The 14,822-nt window shown below is 71.8% G+C and carries 14 protein-coding genes, 1 tRNA gene and 1 other RNA gene; 5 read left to right on the plus strand and 11 right to left on the minus strand.

The genetic code is table 11. The features are described from left to right. Positions 1-120: 120 nt before the first annotated feature. From QFZ50_RS17450 to QFZ50_RS17465, 4 genes are all read right to left on the minus strand, one after another. Entirely contained in the window at positions 121-3,819 is a 3,699-nt protein-coding gene (locus tag QFZ50_RS17450) for a DNA polymerase III subunit gamma and tau (RefSeq protein ID WP_307086310.1), read from the minus strand. Further along, entirely contained in the window at positions 3,816-4,769 is a 954-nt protein-coding gene (gene gluQRS / locus QFZ50_RS17455; RefSeq protein ID WP_307086312.1) for a tRNA glutamyl-Q(34) synthetase GluQRS, read from the minus strand. Before gluQRS ends, QFZ50_RS17450 begins: the two co-directional genes overlap by 4 nt. A gap of 27 nt (positions 4,770-4,796) precedes the next feature. Beyond that, positions 4,797-4,892, minus strand: an RNA gene (gene ffs, locus QFZ50_RS17460) — signal recognition particle sRNA small type. Between the two features lie 17 nt (positions 4,893-4,909). Then, the gene (locus QFZ50_RS17465) at positions 4,910-6,415 is read right to left on the minus strand and encodes an ArnT family glycosyltransferase (protein ID WP_307086314.1); all 1,506 of its coding nucleotides are present in this window, start codon (positions 6,413-6,415) and stop codon (positions 4,910-4,912) included. Positions 6,416-6,557: 142 nt separating this feature from the next. Between QFZ50_RS17465 and QFZ50_RS17470 the strand changes: the two genes are divergently transcribed. Further along, positions 6,558-6,642 (plus strand) — tRNA-Ser (locus tag QFZ50_RS17470). A gap of 64 nt (positions 6,643-6,706) precedes the next feature. Here the strand turns inward: QFZ50_RS17470 and QFZ50_RS17475 are convergent. After that, positions 6,707-7,624 (minus strand): oxygenase MpaB family protein, encoded by a 918-nt coding sequence (locus QFZ50_RS17475; RefSeq protein WP_307086316.1) that lies wholly within the window; start codon positions 7,622-7,624, stop codon positions 6,707-6,709. Positions 7,625-7,789: 165 nt separating this feature from the next. Here QFZ50_RS17475 and QFZ50_RS17480 point away from each other — a divergent pair, with 165 nt between their 5' ends. Further along, positions 7,790-8,290: a glutathione peroxidase gene (locus tag QFZ50_RS17480; protein WP_307086319.1), complete on the plus strand. Its 501-nt coding sequence runs from the start codon at positions 7,790-7,792 to the stop codon at positions 8,288-8,290. A gap of 66 nt (positions 8,291-8,356) precedes the next feature. Here QFZ50_RS17480 and QFZ50_RS17485 read toward each other — a convergent pair whose 3' ends face one another. Next, a complete protein-coding gene (locus tag QFZ50_RS17485; RefSeq protein WP_307086321.1) occupies positions 8,357-9,277 on the minus strand; it encodes a hypothetical protein in 921 nt (306 codons plus the stop codon). Positions 9,278-9,344: 67 nt separating this feature from the next. Between QFZ50_RS17485 and QFZ50_RS17490 the strand changes: the two genes are divergently transcribed. The 3 genes from QFZ50_RS17490 to QFZ50_RS17500 all read left to right on the plus strand — a co-directional run bounded on the left by QFZ50_RS17490 (position 9,345) and on the right by QFZ50_RS17500 (position 11,347). After that, positions 9,345-10,274, plus strand: coding sequence for a ribokinase (locus QFZ50_RS17490; protein WP_307086323.1), 930 nt, complete (start codon positions 9,345-9,347; stop codon positions 10,272-10,274). 73 nt (positions 10,275-10,347) lie between these two features. Next, positions 10,348-10,647, plus strand: coding sequence for a type II toxin-antitoxin system VapB family antitoxin (locus tag QFZ50_RS17495; RefSeq protein ID WP_307086325.1), 300 nt, complete (start codon positions 10,348-10,350; stop codon positions 10,645-10,647). Next, a complete protein-coding gene (locus tag QFZ50_RS17500; protein ID WP_307086327.1) occupies positions 10,640-11,347 on the plus strand; it encodes a LytR C-terminal domain-containing protein in 708 nt (235 codons plus the stop codon). Before QFZ50_RS17495 ends, QFZ50_RS17500 begins: the two co-directional genes overlap by 8 nt. A 4-nt stretch (positions 11,348-11,351) precedes the next feature. Here the strand turns inward: QFZ50_RS17500 and QFZ50_RS17505 are convergent, their stop codons facing one another. Genes QFZ50_RS17505 through QFZ50_RS17525 form a run of 5 tightly spaced genes read right to left on the minus strand, consistent with a single transcriptional unit; the run spans position 11,352 to position 14,804 of the window. Further along, entirely contained in the window at positions 11,352-11,900 is a 549-nt protein-coding gene (locus QFZ50_RS17505; protein WP_307086329.1) for a DUF6328 family protein, read from the minus strand. A 19-nt stretch (positions 11,901-11,919) separates the two neighbouring features. Then, complete coding sequence (locus tag QFZ50_RS17510; protein ID WP_307086330.1) at positions 11,920-12,741, minus strand: hydroxymethylpyrimidine/phosphomethylpyrimidine kinase; 822 nt, start codon at positions 12,739-12,741, stop codon at positions 11,920-11,922. 4 nt (positions 12,742-12,745) lie between these two features. Beyond that, on the minus strand, positions 12,746-13,702 hold the full coding sequence (locus QFZ50_RS17515; RefSeq protein ID WP_307086333.1) for a TIGR01777 family oxidoreductase: 957 nt from the start codon (positions 13,700-13,702) through the stop codon (positions 12,746-12,748). Further along, positions 13,699-14,142: a hypothetical protein gene (locus QFZ50_RS17520; RefSeq protein WP_307086335.1), complete on the minus strand. Its 444-nt coding sequence runs from the start codon at positions 14,140-14,142 to the stop codon at positions 13,699-13,701. The genes QFZ50_RS17515 and QFZ50_RS17520 overlap by 4 nt, the downstream gene beginning before the upstream one ends. Next, positions 14,139-14,804: a TetR/AcrR family transcriptional regulator gene (locus QFZ50_RS17525; RefSeq protein ID WP_307086337.1), complete on the minus strand. Its 666-nt coding sequence runs from the start codon at positions 14,802-14,804 to the stop codon at positions 14,139-14,141. The genes QFZ50_RS17520 and QFZ50_RS17525 overlap by 4 nt, the downstream gene beginning before the upstream one ends. Between the last annotated feature and the right edge of the window lie 18 nt (positions 14,805-14,822).

The following is a 14,822-nucleotide window of genomic DNA, read 5'->3' on the forward strand; positions in this document are numbered from 1 at the left end:
CGCTCACGTCACCGGGGCATGGGAGCGCCCTTCCATTGTCCGCCCTGGGTAGCTGGGGGCGGGGCATACCACGGCCTGATTCCGCCCTCGGCATGTCTGGCAGGCGAGGGCGGTGCCGCGTCACTGTCCGTCGATACTGCGTTCCTCGACGAGCCGTCCGTTGAGGATGCGTTCGATCGCCGTACGGCCCACCAGCCCCGACTCCTCGATCGTCTCGTCGTCGGCGCTGGGTTCGTCCTCGACGAACCGGCGGTCGACGGCACCCCGGGCGGCCGATGCCTCCTCGGCGCGCTTCCGCTCGGCCTCGTCGAGGAGCTGCTGGTAGCGGCTGATGGGCTTCTGCCGGATGTTCTCGGCCGGAGCCGGGCGGTCGGGGGCGGTCACGACGCCGTTCGGTGCGGGAGTCGCACCGGGCCCGGGGGCCACGACGGGCCCGGCGCTCCGGTGGGACCCGTCCGGCACGGGGCCGCGGGGGCCCGCGCCTGCCAGCCCGCGCGGCAGCACGGGCGACGACGGTGTGGCCGCTGCCGGGGAGGCGGGCGGGGTCGCGGCCACGGGAGGGCTCCAGACCACCGACCGGGACGGCGCCGCTTCCGCTGCCGGTCCCGTCATCGGTGCTGCGGGAGCGGCTTCCGGACCGCGCTTCGGTGCAGGTGCAGGTGCAGGGGCAGATGCGGAGGCCTGCATGGCGTCACCAGAGCCGCCCCCGCGTGCCGGGGGCGCGCCGGCAGGGCGAGCTTCCGCGCGCTGCGGTTCCCTGGGGCGCCGGTCGTAGGGATCCTCGGGTACCGAACCCCAGTCGCCCCCGGGGTCGAAGGCCTCCTCCGGGGGCTCGACGAGCGCCCAGGAGTCGTCGGACATCGAGGGATCCCACGCGCTGACGGCCTCGGGCGCGGGAGCCTCGGCGGAGGCTGCGGCGCGACCCGGACGGCGGGTGTCGTCACGGCGGGGTTCCGGCGCGCTGGTCCGCCTCGGCCTGCCGTCGCCCGCAGATCCGCCCTGCGGGTCTGACATATCGGCCGGTCGGGGTCCTCCGGGCGCGGGACGGGTGGCCTGATGGCTTCCGGAGCGCGTCGGTGTGGAGGAGGACGGTGCCGGGCCGCCCGTGACGCCGGCACCGCCGGCACCGCCGGACGGCGCAGGTGTGGACGGTGCCGCAGGAGGGGCCGCGGCGGCTGCGGGAGGGGCTACGGATGCTGCGGGAGTCGGCTGCGGTTCGACGGGTGCGCCCGCGGGAGCCTGCGCGTCACCGCGCCGGGTGCCGCCGGGAGTCGGCTGCGGTTCGACGGGTGCGCCTGCGGGAGCCTGCGCGTCGCCGCGCCGGGCGCCGCCGGCACCACTGGCTGCGCCCCGGTCGACCGGGGGCGCGGGAGTGCCGAGGCCCGGGTTACTGTCCGGGGCCGCCTGACGGGCCGGTACTTTTGGGCCCGACTCACCTGCCCCGCCGGCGTCGTGGACCGCCTCGATGGAACACGTGAGTCCGAGGACCTTGTGGATGGCCTGCTTCACGTTGTCCATGTGAGGGCCACGCTGGAAACCGATCGCGTTGCCCTGATTGGCGAAGGCCAGGACCAGCTGGTTGCCCTCGAAGGAGCGCGGCTTCGCCGAGACATTGACGATCAGCCAGGTGGCCCGCTTGATGTGGGCGACCTCGTCCATGATCTCGGGCCACGCCCGGCGGATCATCTCGACGCTGCCGCCGGATCCGCCCGAAGGAGCAGGCGCGCCGGTCTGCCCCGTCTGGACCGGTTCCGGGCGGCGGGCCCCCTGCTGCGGCTGCGCCGGGACCTGCGGGCCCTGCTGTGGCTGCACAGGGCCCTGCTGTGGCTGCGCCGAACCAGGCTGCGCCGAACCATGCTGCGCCGAACCAGGCTGCGCCGAACCATGCTGCGCCGAACCATGCTGCGCCGAATCCTGCTGGGGCTGCGCCGGGCCCTGGTGGGGTGAGGCCTGCGCGGGGCTCTGCTTCCGTCCCTGCGGTTGTGCTGGCGCACCCCACGACGGCGCGGTATCGCCACCGCGAGCCGGGGCCTCGGCCGTGGGACCGTCCGCGGCACCGGAACGCCGGTCGGCGCCCGAAGGCTGCCCGGCGCCCGACGCCCGCTGCTCGAGGTCGCCCGTGGGGGCCTGCCCGTCGTGCTGCGCGCCCAGGGGTGCCGGTGCTACGGGCTGTGCCGAGGTCTCCGGCGAAGCAGCCCGGGCCGCCGGGTCACCCGTGGTGTGACTCCGGGCGTCCGCCGGCCGGTCGGTCGTCGTGCCGGACCCCGGGGTCGCGGGAGCTCCCGGTGCAGGCGCGGCCTGGCCGGAGGTACCCGAAGGCCCGCCCGCCGTCGGCTGCTGCGTCGCTCCACCCTTCTTCGGTTCGGGATCGGCGAACGCGGAGTCCGTGGACACGCCCCAGCTCCCGCCCCAGTCGGGGGAGGAGTCGGCCGTCGCCGCCGCGCCCGACCCGTTGACGCGGGAGGCTGCAGGGACGGCGGGGGAGTGGGCGCCCGGAGCCGCGGCAGGGACGGCGGGTGCCGCGGGATCGGCGGCGGGCAGCGACCAGCGGGCCGCCGCCTCTTCTGCGGTCCTGGGGACGTCGAGCCGGGGGCGTGCGGGCGCCTTCGGCACGTCGTCGGCGGGGGTGCCGGCCTCGGGGACGGGCGCGCCGCCGGCATATTCGAGGCGGCGCTCGATGCGGTCCACTCGCGCCAGGGTGCCGCGGACGGTGGCATCCGCAGCGGGGAGCAGCAGCCGGGCGCACAGGAGCTCGAGGTGCAGGCGCGGCGAGGTGGCACCCGTCATCTCGGTCAGTGCGGTGTTGGTGACGTCCGCCGCTCGGGACAGCTCTCCCGCCCCGAGCTGGTTGGCCTGGGAGCGCATGCGGTTCAGCTGGTCGTCCGGGACGCCACGCAGGATCGACGCGGCACCCTCAGGCACGGCGTTGATGACGATCAGGTCGCGGAAGCGCTCCAGCAGGTCCTCGACGAAGCGGCGGGGGTCGTGCCCTGTCTGGATCACGCGGTCGACGGCGTTGAACACGGTGGCGGCGTCCCCGGCGGCGACGGACTCGACGACGTCGTCGAGCAGCGTGGCGTGCGTGTAGCCGAGGAGTGAGACCGCGAGCTCGTAGTCGAGGCCGTTCTCGCCGGCGCCGGCCATCAGCTGGTCGAGCACGGAGAGGGAGTCCCGTACGGAGCCTCCGCCCGCGCGGATCACGAGCGAGAGCACGCCGGGTGCCACCGGGACGTTCTCCTGCCGGCAGAGCTGCTCCAGGTAGGCCATGAGGGGTTCGGGCGGAACGAGCCGAAACGGGTAGTGGTGCGTCCGCGAGCGGATGGTGCCGATCACCTTGTCCGGTTCCGTGGTCGCGAAGATGAACAGGATGTGCTCCGGTGGCTCCTCGACGATCTTCAGGAGGGCGTTGAAGCCTGCCGACGTGACCATGTGCGCCTCGTCGATGATGAAGATCTTGAAGCGGTCGCGGACGGGCGCGAAGGTGGCGCGCTCGCGGAGGTCGCGGGCATCGTCCACACCGCCGTGGCTGGCGGCGTCGATCTCGATGACGTCGAGGCTGCCGGACCCGTTGCGGGCCAGTTCGACGCAGCTGTCGCACGTGCCGCAGGGCGTGGAGGTGGGCCCCTGGGCGCAGTTGAGGCAGCGGGCGAGGATACGCGCCGACGTGGTCTTGCCACACCCGCGGGGCCCGGAGAACAGGTAGGCGTGGTTGATGCGGTCCTTGTCGATGGCCGCCATCAGGGGTTCGGTGACATGCTCCTGGCCGATGACGTCCGCGAAGGTCTCGGGGCGGTAGCGGCGGTAGAGGGCTGTACTCACGGAAGAACCTTATCGGTTGGTGCTGACGGTTTGCATGCCGGGCCGGCGGGGGTGGAGAACAACGCTGCAGGGTCCACGACCCACGGGTTCCGCGGCAGCCGGACGGGGTCGAACGAGGCGAGCGCCGCCCCGAGCGACCCGCCGGGAAGGCCGAGCGACGCCAGGATGACGTCCAGCACCGCGAGCGGTGACCACCCCAGCCGCGCGAGGTCCTCAAGTGTCACAGCGCCGTCCCGTTTTGCCAAGCGGCGGCCTTCCGGCGAGACGGCCAGCGGCATATGGGCGTAGGTGGGGGCCGGCAGCCCGAGGAGGGAGGCCAAATAGGCCTGCCGTGGAGCGGAGTCGAGCAGGTCGTCCCCCCGCACCACCTGGTCGATCCCCTGGGCGGCGTCGTCGACGACGACCGCGAGGTTGTAGGCGATGACGCCGTCGTTCCTCCGCAGCACGAAATCGTCCACCGGTGCCGTGACCTGCCCGGCCAGCAGGTCCTCGATGCTCCAGGTCCCGACGGCGGAGGCCAGGCGCAGCGCCGGACGCCGCTGCGTACGCCGTCGTTCCCGTTCGTCCTCGCTGAGCCCCCGGCAGGTGCCCGGGTAGAAGCCGGGCCGGCCGTGCGGCGCGCTGGCGGCCTCGGCGACGTCCCGGCGGGTGCAGAAGCACTCGTACACCAGTCCACGTGCCTGCAGGTGCTCGAGCGCCCGCTCGTAGCGGTCCGCCTGCTCGCTCTGGCGGATGACGGGCTCATCGGACGCGAGCCCCAGCGCGGACAGCTCAGCCAGCTGTTCGGCCTCCGCTCCGGCCCGGACGCGGTCCAGGTCCTCGACCCGGATGAGGAAGCTCCTGCCCGTCGAGCGGGCGAAGAGCCAGGCGACGACGGCGGTGCGGAGGTTGCCGACGTGCAGCTGCCCGGAGGGGCTGGGGGCAAACCGGCCGGCGCCCTTGCCTGCCACGTCCGACCTCCCGCCGCGCTCGCTTAAAGTGAAGACCCCCCATGCACCTGCCAGAGCCCGCTTACCCTTGCTACCTTCCGGTCCTGGGGGAGTTCACAGGATGACACCACATGAGGGGCCGGGAAATAGTGTACAGGCTCTCAATCGAAGTGCTGAAACGACGGCCAGGTCTCGCTCCAGGGCCGGAGGGGTTCGGTGCAGACCATGATCGGCCGGCCCTGCTCCTCGTTGTCGACACCGACGCCGTTGTCGAGGGTGGCGGCCACCCTGCAGGCCTCGAAGAGCCGACGCACGCTATCCGCCTGGCCGCCGACGATGATCGCCGTCGTCGAGCCCTCGGGCGGCTGCGCGGCGAAGTACAGCTCGTTGTGCCCGCTGTAGGGGTGGGGCAGGCCGAGGTCCGGGCCGTACCGCGCCACGGCGCCGGCCTCGCCGTAGTTGCTCGTGATGATGACGGTCCCGGGCGCTTGCGTCCGATGGACCTCGGCGATCTGGCGCACGTACGCGGGCCAGCCGATCTGGTCCGCCGCCAGCTGGTTGATCCCGGGCACGGGGCTGACGCCGAGGACCGGTTCGGGCAGCAGGGGCAGGGCGATCACGCCCGCGATCACCGCGTTGAGGGCGAGGCCGGCCACCATCGTCCGACGCCAGACGGTCCGCCCCGCCAGGAACGCCGCGGCGGGCACGCACCCCGCGGCGTAGAGGACGGCCAGCAAGCCGGACGGGTAGTAGATCTGGCCTCCGACCGCGAAGGCGAGCAGGAGCAGCACGGGGAACGCGGCGGCGAGGAACCGGACGGGGCGCCAGGTGGGGCGGCACCACAGCGAGACCAGCCCGGCGATCCAGACAGGCACCTGGAACGGACCCAGGAGCACCACCAGGAACAGCCACATGGTGGCCCGCACCTCGCCGGCGTTGTTCCCGGACAGTGCCGCGCCCATGGTGACCTGCGGCCAGCCGTGCGTGGCCTGGTAGAGCAGGTTCGGGGCGCCGACCACCAGCGCCAGCCCGGCCGCTGCGAGGGCACCCCGCGACCACAGTGCCGTGCGTGGTCCTGTGATCAGGAGCCCGACGGCGAACGACACCAGGAGGCCCGCTACCAGGAGCTTGTTGTACATGCTCAGGCCGACCACCACGCCGGTGGCGTACCACCATCTGTCCTGGTTCCGCAGGAACGCGCGGATCATGAGGAGCCCGATCGCCGGCCAGACCAGGAGGTCGAGCGAGGCGGTCAGCATGACGTGCCCCATGAGCAGCGGGGTGGACGCGGACGCGTAGCCCCACGCGGCCAGGGACTGGGCATTCCGGCCCCCTCCGAGCTCACGGGTGATCAGCGCCATGACGGGCACGGACCCCGCGGCTGCGAGGATGGCCGGCACGCGGATGGCCCAGGGCTGGTCCACGATGGCGCTGAGTGCCTGCACCATCAGGGGGGTCAGGGGCGGCTGGTCCACGTATCCCCAGGCGGGATCGAGCATCCTGAAGTACAACTCGTCGCGGTGATAACCGTAACCGCCACTGGTCAGCGCGAGCGTGAGCGCGAGGGCCAGCATGGCGGACAGCACGGGGAACCGGGCGAGATCGGGGCGGCTCGGCGGCCGATCGGGCGAGGCCCGTCTCGTCGGGGCGAGGTCGCTAGGGGGCACGGAACTGCTCGTTCATGCCTCGAGTATGGGTCAGTCCCACCGGCTCCCCAAGGCCCGTGGCCGCGACGCGGCGCGACGGGCCACCCACCGACGATTCGGCAGGATCCGCTTGTATGGGTATTCTGGTATCTGCTCCAAATGAGGAGGATTCGCCTAGCGGCCTATGGCGCACGCCTGGAACGCGTGTTGGGTTAACGCCCTCGGGGGTTCAAATCCCCCATCCTCCGCTCGAAGCACAGCTGAACCCCGGCCCCGCGGCCGGGGTTCAGCTGCTTTAAGCGCCCGATGAGATCAGGCGATCGACGGGTCGGCCGTACCGCCCAGGCGGCGGATGCGCTTCTTCGCGGCGGCCTCCGCAGGACCCTCGGGGCCGAGCCCCAGCCGGATCACCCCGAGGACCAGCCGGACCGCCGTCCGGATGGGCAGGGGGATCGGCCCGAGGGACGGCACCCGGAGTCCGAGCATCTCGCGATGCCTCGGCTCGAGGGTCGCCACCGCCCCCGCGAAGAGGATCCGGTACCCGAGGCGCTGCGAGCGCGGCAGGGGCGGACGGCGGATGTAGGTGAGCGCCTCCTGCACCTGGTCGCTGTTCCTGAGTTCGCCGTCGAACGCCGCGAGCTGCTCCCGGAGCTCCGCCTCGGACCGTGGCGGGTCCTCGAGGCCCATCAGGTGGCCCGCGTGCGCCCACTCCGCCACGTACCGGTCCGTTCCCCCTGGGATCGGGCCACCGTAGGCGGCGTGGGCGGCCACGAAGGCGTCGGTGAACGCCAGGTGCACCCACCGGGTGAGATCAGGATCGGCCGCGGAATAGGGCCGCTCCGCACCGCGGCTGTCCGTATAGGTGCCCTTGACGCGGGTGTGGAGCCGCTGGACGAACGCGGACCCCTCCCGGGCGGCGACCTTCGAACCGTAGGTGACGGTGAAGATCCAGCGGATGGTGTTGGCGAGCCGCCCGAGTGGCTCCTCACGGAAACTCGAGTGCGCGTGGACGCCGGCCATCGCGCCGGGGTGCAGCGTCTGCAGGAGGAGTGCGCGGATGCCGGCGACGGTCGGCGTCATCGAGCTGTGCACCGTCCACACCGCCGAACCGACGGGGAAGAAGCCGACGTCGTCGCCGTTCTCGAACTCGAACTGCCACTGGGGGATCGCGGGGTCGCCGTCGGTGAACGTGGTTCTGAGCTGGAGCTTCCACGTGTCGATGATTCCCATGCCACGACCTATCCTGTTGGTGACCTGCAGCGGATCCGGCGGCCGGTGCGGCCGCCCTTCCTTCCAACGTATCCCCGCGCCCGTTTGCTCCTGCCAGGCCGGTCCGGCCATCCGGACCGCGGAGCGGGACGAAGCAGGGGGACCACCACCTACCAGGGAGCAGCCATGTCCTCGTCCGACCTGTACGAGATCGACCTCACCATGACCGACGGCACCCGGACGTCCTTCGGCGCGTTCCGCGGGCGGCCTGTCCTGGTGGTGAACGTGGCGTCCAAATGCGGTTTCACCCCCCAGTACGCCGGGCTCGAGGAGCTCTACGGGAAGTACGCCGGGGAGGGCCTCGTGGTACTCGGCATGCCCTGCAACCAGTTCATGGGCCAGGAGCCGGGGAACGACGACGAGATCGCCGCGTTCTGCTCCACCACGTTCGGCGTGACGTTCCCGCTGATGTCCAAGGGCGACGTCCGCGGGAAGGACCAGCACCCCCTGTACGGGCAGCTGACGAAGTTCAGGAACGGTGTCCTGCCCGGGCTCGTGAAGTGGAACTTCGAGAAGTTCCTCGTCGACCGCGAGGGGGCCGTCGTCGCGCGTTTCGCCCCCACGGTGGAGCCCGACGCCCCCGAGGTCGTCGCGGCCATCGAGGACGCCCTGGCACGCCCCGCCTGAGCCGTCCCCGGGACCGTCCTGTCCCGTGGGACGCGGGCCGGCCGGCACCGCCCCGGGCGGGCGGCCTCAGCCCAGGGAGGCCACGCAGCGGGCGAGGAAGGCGGCTCCCGCCTCCTCGTGGATCAGGGAACCCTCGGTGATCACCTCGTAGGGCTTCGCGGGGATGCCGTCGGCGGGGCGCACGTCCACGTGCGTGACGTCGAACCCCTGGTCGTGCAGGTAGTCCGCCATGGCGTAGTCGGTGCGGGAATCGCCGACCGTCCACCACGTCCGCGGGATCTCCATGAGCGGGGCGACGAGCGTGAGGCCGCGCTCGGCTCCGAGATCCTTCCCGACCCGCACCGACTCGATGTCGGTGGAGATGATGGTCGGATCCACGCGGTACTCGATGTCCCCGTTGCTGTTCGGTTCCTCGCGGTCCAGCCGGCACGCCCCCATGTCGTGGCTGTGCATGATGTCGAGGGCGTCGTTGTCGAAGGCGCGCTGCCCCTCGAGGTAGTCGGCGTTCGTGGCGTCGAGGGACTGCTCCACGGACACCATCCCCCGTTTGGTCTCGTCGAAGAACATGAGGTCCGCGTACTTCTCCTCCACGAGGTCCCGCACGTCGTCCGCGAAGCTGGTCGGCAGGGCGAGGTCGCGGTCCACGAAGACCTGGCCTGCGCCGTCGGCCGTGAACGAGAACCAGGTGGAGCCCTTCTCGCAGACGGCGTGGAACGTGATCCCGGCCGGGATGCCCAGGGCGAGCAGCGGCTCCATGACCTGCTCCCTGATGAAGGCGTCCGAGCGGCCGGTGTTGAAGACGACGGGCCACCCCGCGGAGGCGAGCGTGAGCAGGTCGGTGAGGATCCCCGCCGGCACGGTACGCGTGACGGGGCTCGCCACCGGACCGTCGACGTCGAGCAGCAGGCCCTGTGCGGGCCTCCCGTCACCCGGCACGGCAGCGGGGGGAGCATCGGGGAGCAGGTCGAGAGGGGCATCCGTAGGCATGATCCCATTATGTTCCCGAGCCGCCCGCTCCCTGAATCCGCCCCTGTCCGCAGGGCGCGTACGCCGCATGCCAGACTGCTGGCATGAACAAGCGGGCATCGTCGTCGTCGGGTCCATCAACGCGGACCTCGTGGTCACGCTCGAACGGCACCCGGGACCCGGCGAGACGGTGCTGGGCCGGTCGATGACGGTGCTGCCCGGCGGCAAGGGCGCCAACCAGGCGGTCGCCGCCGCACGGCTCGGCGGCGACGTCCTCATGGTCGGAGCCGTGGGGACGGACGCCTACGCGGACACCGCCCTCTCGGCGCTGGCCGGGGCGGGCGTCGACCTGCGCGCCCTCGAGCGGACCGACGGCGGCACGGGCGTCGCGGTCGTCGAGGTGTCCGACGACGGCGAGAACACCATCGTGGTGCTGCCCGGCGCGAACGCCCGGATGACGGCGGACCTCGTCACGGCATCCGCCGCCCTCATCGGCGAGGCGGCCGTCCTCGTCGTCCAGGGCGAGCTGCCGGCCGCCGCGACCGAGGCGGCCGTGCGCGCGGCCTCGGGGCGCGTGATCGTGAACCTCGCACCGGTCATCGCCGTCGACCCCGCCGTGCTCCTGCGCGCGGATCCGCTGGTCGTCAACGAGCACGAGGGTGCCCTGGTCCTCGCGCAGTTCGGTGCCGGGGACGCATCGGGCCACCCGGCCGTCGTCGAGGCACTCCTCGGGTGCGGCTTCGCATCCGTGGTGATGACGCTGGGCGGTGCCGGTGCCCTGGTGTCCGACGGCGGTCCTGTGGTGGCGGTGCCTGCGCCGCGCGTCACCCCGGTCGACACGACCGGCGCCGGTGATGCCTTCGTCGGGGCGCTCGCGGCGCGGCTCGCGGCCGGTGAGCCGCTCAGGGACGCCGTCCGGTTCGCCGTGCGGGTCGGTTCCTACGCGGTCCGGCATGCCGGTGCGCAGCCCTCCTACCCGACGCTCGAGAGCGAGCTCCCCCCAGCACCCACGACGTAACCATTGAGCCACGGGATCGCGGCGCCGAGCCCCCCACGTTTCATCGGCTGAAGCAACAACCTAGGCTGTAGCCGTGATCTTCAAAGCAGTGCACGACGGACGGCCCTACCCGGACCATGGACATGTGACCCCCAGGGACTGGGCGGAAGTACCTCCACGGCAGGTGCGGCTCGATGAACTCGTGACCACCAAGACGACCCTCGACCTCGAAGCGCTCCTCGCCGAGGACTCCACGTTCTTCGGCGACCTCTTCCCGCACGTGGTGGTGTGGAACGAGGTCATGTACCTCGAGGACGGCCTGCACCGTGCCGTCCGGACCGCACTGCACCAGAGGAGCATCCTGCACGCGAGAGTCCTCGTGCTCGATGACTGACCAGGAGTCGCAGCGACGGCAGGAGGACTCGCCGCGCCGGCAGCGTGCCGAGGCGAAGCGGGACCCGACCGAGTGGCACGGTCACCGCATCGTCACCGAGACCGACCTCGGGGCCGTCTTCGAGGAGGATGACGCCGCACGCCGGAGACGCTCGTCGATGCGCCGGATACGCCACGGAGTGGTCCTCGTGGTGCTCGTCGGGCTGGTGGCCGCCGGCGTCGTCGTGGCCCTCGGCCTCGCGCGCGGCGACATCAGCCTCGGCTCCGCCGAGGCCATCCCGAAGCCCACCTCGACCTGCCCGACCGGTCCGTTCGACTATCAGGACCCGAGCGCGATCACCGTCAACGTCTACAACAGCACGACGATCGACGGGCTCGCCGGGGCGGCGGCGGAGCAGCTCCGCAGCCGGGCGTTCGCGGTACGCGACATCGGCAACCGCGAGGGCGGATCCTCCGCCAGGACGGCGATCATCGTCTCGGGCGAGGGCGGGCGGGCCAACGCGTTCACGGTGCAGCGCGCCTTCCCGGATTCCATCTACGTGGCCGACGAGCGGGAGGACAGGACTGTCGACGTCATCCTCGGCACCGCCTACGCCGGCCTCGTACCGCCGGAGAGGGTGGACATCACACCGGCGGGGCTGACCTGTGCGCCCGAGGACGGCGCGACGCCGACCCCCAGCCCCGCGCCCACGGCACCGTGAGCGCTCAGGGGGCGGAGCGGTTCGCCACGGCACGACGGCGGAGGACCAGCGGGTAGACCACCCACAGCAGCAGCACCAGGATCAGGATCGTAGCCGCCACGACGAACCCCGCAGTCCGGCCGACCACGAGGTCGAAGATCAGCCAGGCGGTGCCCGCGAGCACGAGCCCCACGCACGCGATCGTCGCCTGGATGATGACGGCGGTATGCCGCACGAGCGTCGCCTTCACGCGCAGGCCGAAGAGCACGCGGTGCAGGTTGACCGAGGACAGCACCAGGGCCGTGATCAGGGCCGACAGGCAGACCAGGCACAGGTAGACCAGTACCTGCGTGTCGTCGAGCTCGGCGAACCGGCTCTGGAACGGCAGGGTCAGCAGGAACCCGGTCAGGATCTGGATGCCGGTCTGCATGACCCGCAGCTCCTGCAGCATCTCCTGCCAGTTCCGGTCGAGCCGCTGGTTGCTGCTCTCACCGCGTCCGTCGTCGTCCGACGCCGGCCCCGCGGCGGGTTCGTCCCGGGATGCATCCCCGTGCTGGTCTGCGGCGGAGCTCACGATGCGCCGTTCCTCCCTGCTAGGAGCGGGCGCCGCCCTGCCACACCGCGTCGAACGGCGCGTTGGACGCGATCCGGTTGCGGATGCCCTCGGTCACGAAGGCCTTGGCGGTGCGGGCGGCGTCGAGCGGTGCCGCGCCCTTGGCGAGCTCGGCGGCGACGGCCGCCGCGAGCGTGCAGCCGGCGCCGCTGACGGCGACCTCGCCGACCTTCGGCGCGGACAGCACCTCCAGGGTCTCGCCGTCGAAGTAGACGTCCACGGCGTCGGGCCCCGCGATGCGCACGCCGCCCTTGGCGAGCACCACGGCGCCGCTCTGCCGGTGGATGATGCGGGCGGCTTCCTTGAGGTCCTCGAGGGACTCGATGGTGATGCCGGAGAGTGACTCCGCCTCGAAGTGGTTGGGCGTCACGAAGGTAGCCAGCGGCAGGATGGCCGCCTTCAGGGCCTGATCGGTGTCGAGCGCCGCACCGGGCTCCTGCCCCTTGCAGATCAGGACCGGATCCAGGACCACGTTGTCCCACTCCTGGCTCTTCAGGGCAGTGGCCACGGTGTCGATGGTCGCGGGGGTACCGAGCATCCCCAGCTTGACCGTGCGCAGCGGGTAGCAGGACTGGATGGCCTCGAGCTGGTCGGCGATCACCTGCTGGTCCACGGGTACGAAACGGTGCTGCCAGTCGTTCTTCGGGTCGAAGGAGACGATGCAGGTCAGCGCCACGATGCCGTAGACGTCGAGCTCCTGGAACGTCTTGAGGTCGGCCTGGGCGCCGGCGCCGCCCGTCGCCTCGGAACCGGCGATGGTGAGCGTGACGGCGGGCGATACGGGAGTCTGGGTCTCGGGCATTCCCCTAGTCTGCCCGAACCGGCTCCGGGGCGGCCACTGGATCCCGGACGAGGATGTCGTCGAGCGCGGACGCCAGGGTGGGGTAGGTGAAGTCGAAGCCGGCGTCGAGCAGCCTGCGCGGGCTCACCCAGCGGCTCTTGAGCACGAGTTCGGGCTCGGTGCGGATGATCCTCCCGCCGAGCTCCAGGAGCCAGGCGGGGGTCGGCAGGCCCCCGGGGATGCGCAGGCGCTGCCGGACGGCGGCCATCAGGTCCGCGTTCGTCACCACCTCGGGCGCTGCGACGTTCACGGGCCCGGAGAGGGACGGCGTGTCGGCGATGAAGACCACCGCGCGGAAGACGTCCTCGAGGTGCACCCAGCTGAACTTCTGCGCGCCGCTCCCCATCGGGCCTCCCAGCCCGGTCCGCGCGAGGACGGTCAGGGGCGTCATCACGCTGCCGGGCCCGAGCACGATCGAGAGGCGCAACGCGACCCTCCGCACGTCCGGGGTGTCGGCGTCTGCCTGTGCCCGTTCCCACGCCCGTGCCACCGAGACGGAGAAGCCGGTGCCGAGGTCGCCGTCGTCCTCCGTCTGCGGCCTGTCCGTCGCGTGGCGGTAGATGGTGCCGGTGCTGGCGTTGATCCATACCGGCGGGGGTGTGCCACCGCCGGTCCGGCACAGGGCGAGGGCGCGGCCGAGTTCCTCCGTGGTGTCCACGCGGGAGGAGAAGATCGCGTCCGCGTTCCGCCTGGTGTAGCGGCAGTTCACGCTGCGTCCGGCGAGGTTGATCAGCAAATCGGCGCCGTCGAGTGCGGTGGCGATGGCCTTCGTGTCACCCCACACGGCGGGTCCCGAGCGGCCGATGATCCGGACCTCGGCGCCGGCCTCGGCGAAACGGCGGGCCAGGTGGCTGCCGATGAAGCCCGAGGCACCGGCGAGGACGACGGTGCCGATGGCGGGAGTGCCCGGGGTGATGTTCATGGCTCACGGACCAGCTTCCAGATACTGGCGCGGGCCACAGCGGCCGCGCCTCCGATGATGAGGGCGGCGGGGAGGCTGTCCCCGAGGAGGGTGGAGGGGGAGAGCAGGGTGGTGACGAGGAAGGCCACGACCGCGAAACCCGCGAAGAAGGCCCCGACGTGGATCCACTGGTTCCGGACCGGCCGCAGGAGGAACCCCAGGGCGATCCCGAGTGGCAGTCCCGTGACCAGGCCCACGCCGAGGCCGTACCAGAGCGCCAGCAGGAAGACCCGGGGTGCGTCGGCCCCCCACGAGGAGGCGAAGGCGAGCGCGAGGACGGTGAGCCCCACGAGGAACCCGACGGCGACGGCGCCCGGGCCGAAGGTCACGCGGTGGAGCGCAGCCGGCCGTGCGTCGTCGTCCGGTGGTTCGTGGTCCGGTGTCCCGGCCGCCTCGCTCATCCGCGCGTCCCCCGGATCAGCTGCACGATGTCCTCGACGATCTTCCGGACCACGGGGAGGCGGGAGAGGATCACGAGCTTCGAGATCAGGGGCGCTGCCTGGTGGATGAGCCGGCGCGTGCGGACCTGGTCGGGGGAGGAGTCGTACACCCAGAAGAGCGTCACGGCCATGTAGGCGTACCAGAGGAGCTCGGGCAGGTCGTCGCGGATGGCGAGCGGCGGCTGCGGCCTCGACAGGGTGACGGCCTGCCGGAACAGGGTGATGGCCCGGGCGCGTGCGACGGCGGACTCGCTGCCGAAGGGACTCGTCGTCGCCGAGGGTTTGATGGCGATGCTGATGAAGTTCGAGCCGAAGTCGTGGTACGGAGCCATGACGTCGATGCCGGAGTTCAGCACGAGCCGCAGGAGCTCGCCGAGGTTCTGGCCCTCACGCAGCAACGGAAGGACGCGCGCGCGGTGCTCCTCCTGCAGGCTGCGGTAGAGCTCGTGCACGAGATCGTCCTTGGACGCGAAGTAGTAGTACGCGCTGCCGGTGGAGACGTTCGCGGCCGAGGCGATGGCGCGCATGGTCGTCTTCTCGTAGCCCACGTCGCGGAAGAGCCGGAGCGCGGTGGACACCAGCAGCTCCCGGGTGGCTTCGCTCTTGGCGGTCGGGGTCGACATCGGGCTCCTCTTCTGAAC

The organism is Arthrobacter agilis, from assembly GCF_030816075.1.
Lineage (GTDB): Bacteria > Actinomycetota > Actinomycetes > Actinomycetales > Micrococcaceae > Arthrobacter_D > Arthrobacter_D agilis_E.

Coding starts and splice junctions, on each gene's coding strand:
- QFZ50_RS17520 (WP_307086335.1), bottom strand. CDS start 14,142: ATGAGCGAGGCGGCCGGGACACCGGACCACGAACCACCGGACGACGAC.
- QFZ50_RS17480 (WP_307086319.1), top strand. CDS start 7,790: ATGTCCTCGTCCGACCTGTACGAGATCGACCTCACCATGACCGACGGC.
- QFZ50_RS17515 (WP_307086333.1), bottom strand. CDS start 13,702: ATGAACATCACCCCGGGCACTCCCGCCATCGGCACCGTCGTCCTCGCC.
- QFZ50_RS17490 (WP_307086323.1), top strand. CDS start 9,345: ATGCCAGACTGCTGGCATGAACAAGCGGGCATCGTCGTCGTCGGGTCC.
- QFZ50_RS17475 (WP_307086316.1), bottom strand. CDS start 7,624: ATGGGAATCATCGACACGTGGAAGCTCCAGCTCAGAACCACGTTCACC.
- QFZ50_RS17500 (WP_307086327.1), top strand. CDS start 10,640: ATGACTGACCAGGAGTCGCAGCGACGGCAGGAGGACTCGCCGCGCCGG.
- QFZ50_RS17525 (WP_307086337.1), bottom strand. CDS start 14,804: ATGTCGACCCCGACCGCCAAGAGCGAAGCCACCCGGGAGCTGCTGGTG.
- QFZ50_RS17510 (WP_307086330.1), bottom strand. CDS start 12,741: ATGCCCGAGACCCAGACTCCCGTATCGCCCGCCGTCACGCTCACCATC.
- QFZ50_RS17485 (WP_307086321.1), bottom strand. CDS start 9,277: ATGCCTACGGATGCCCCTCTCGACCTGCTCCCCGATGCTCCCCCCGCT.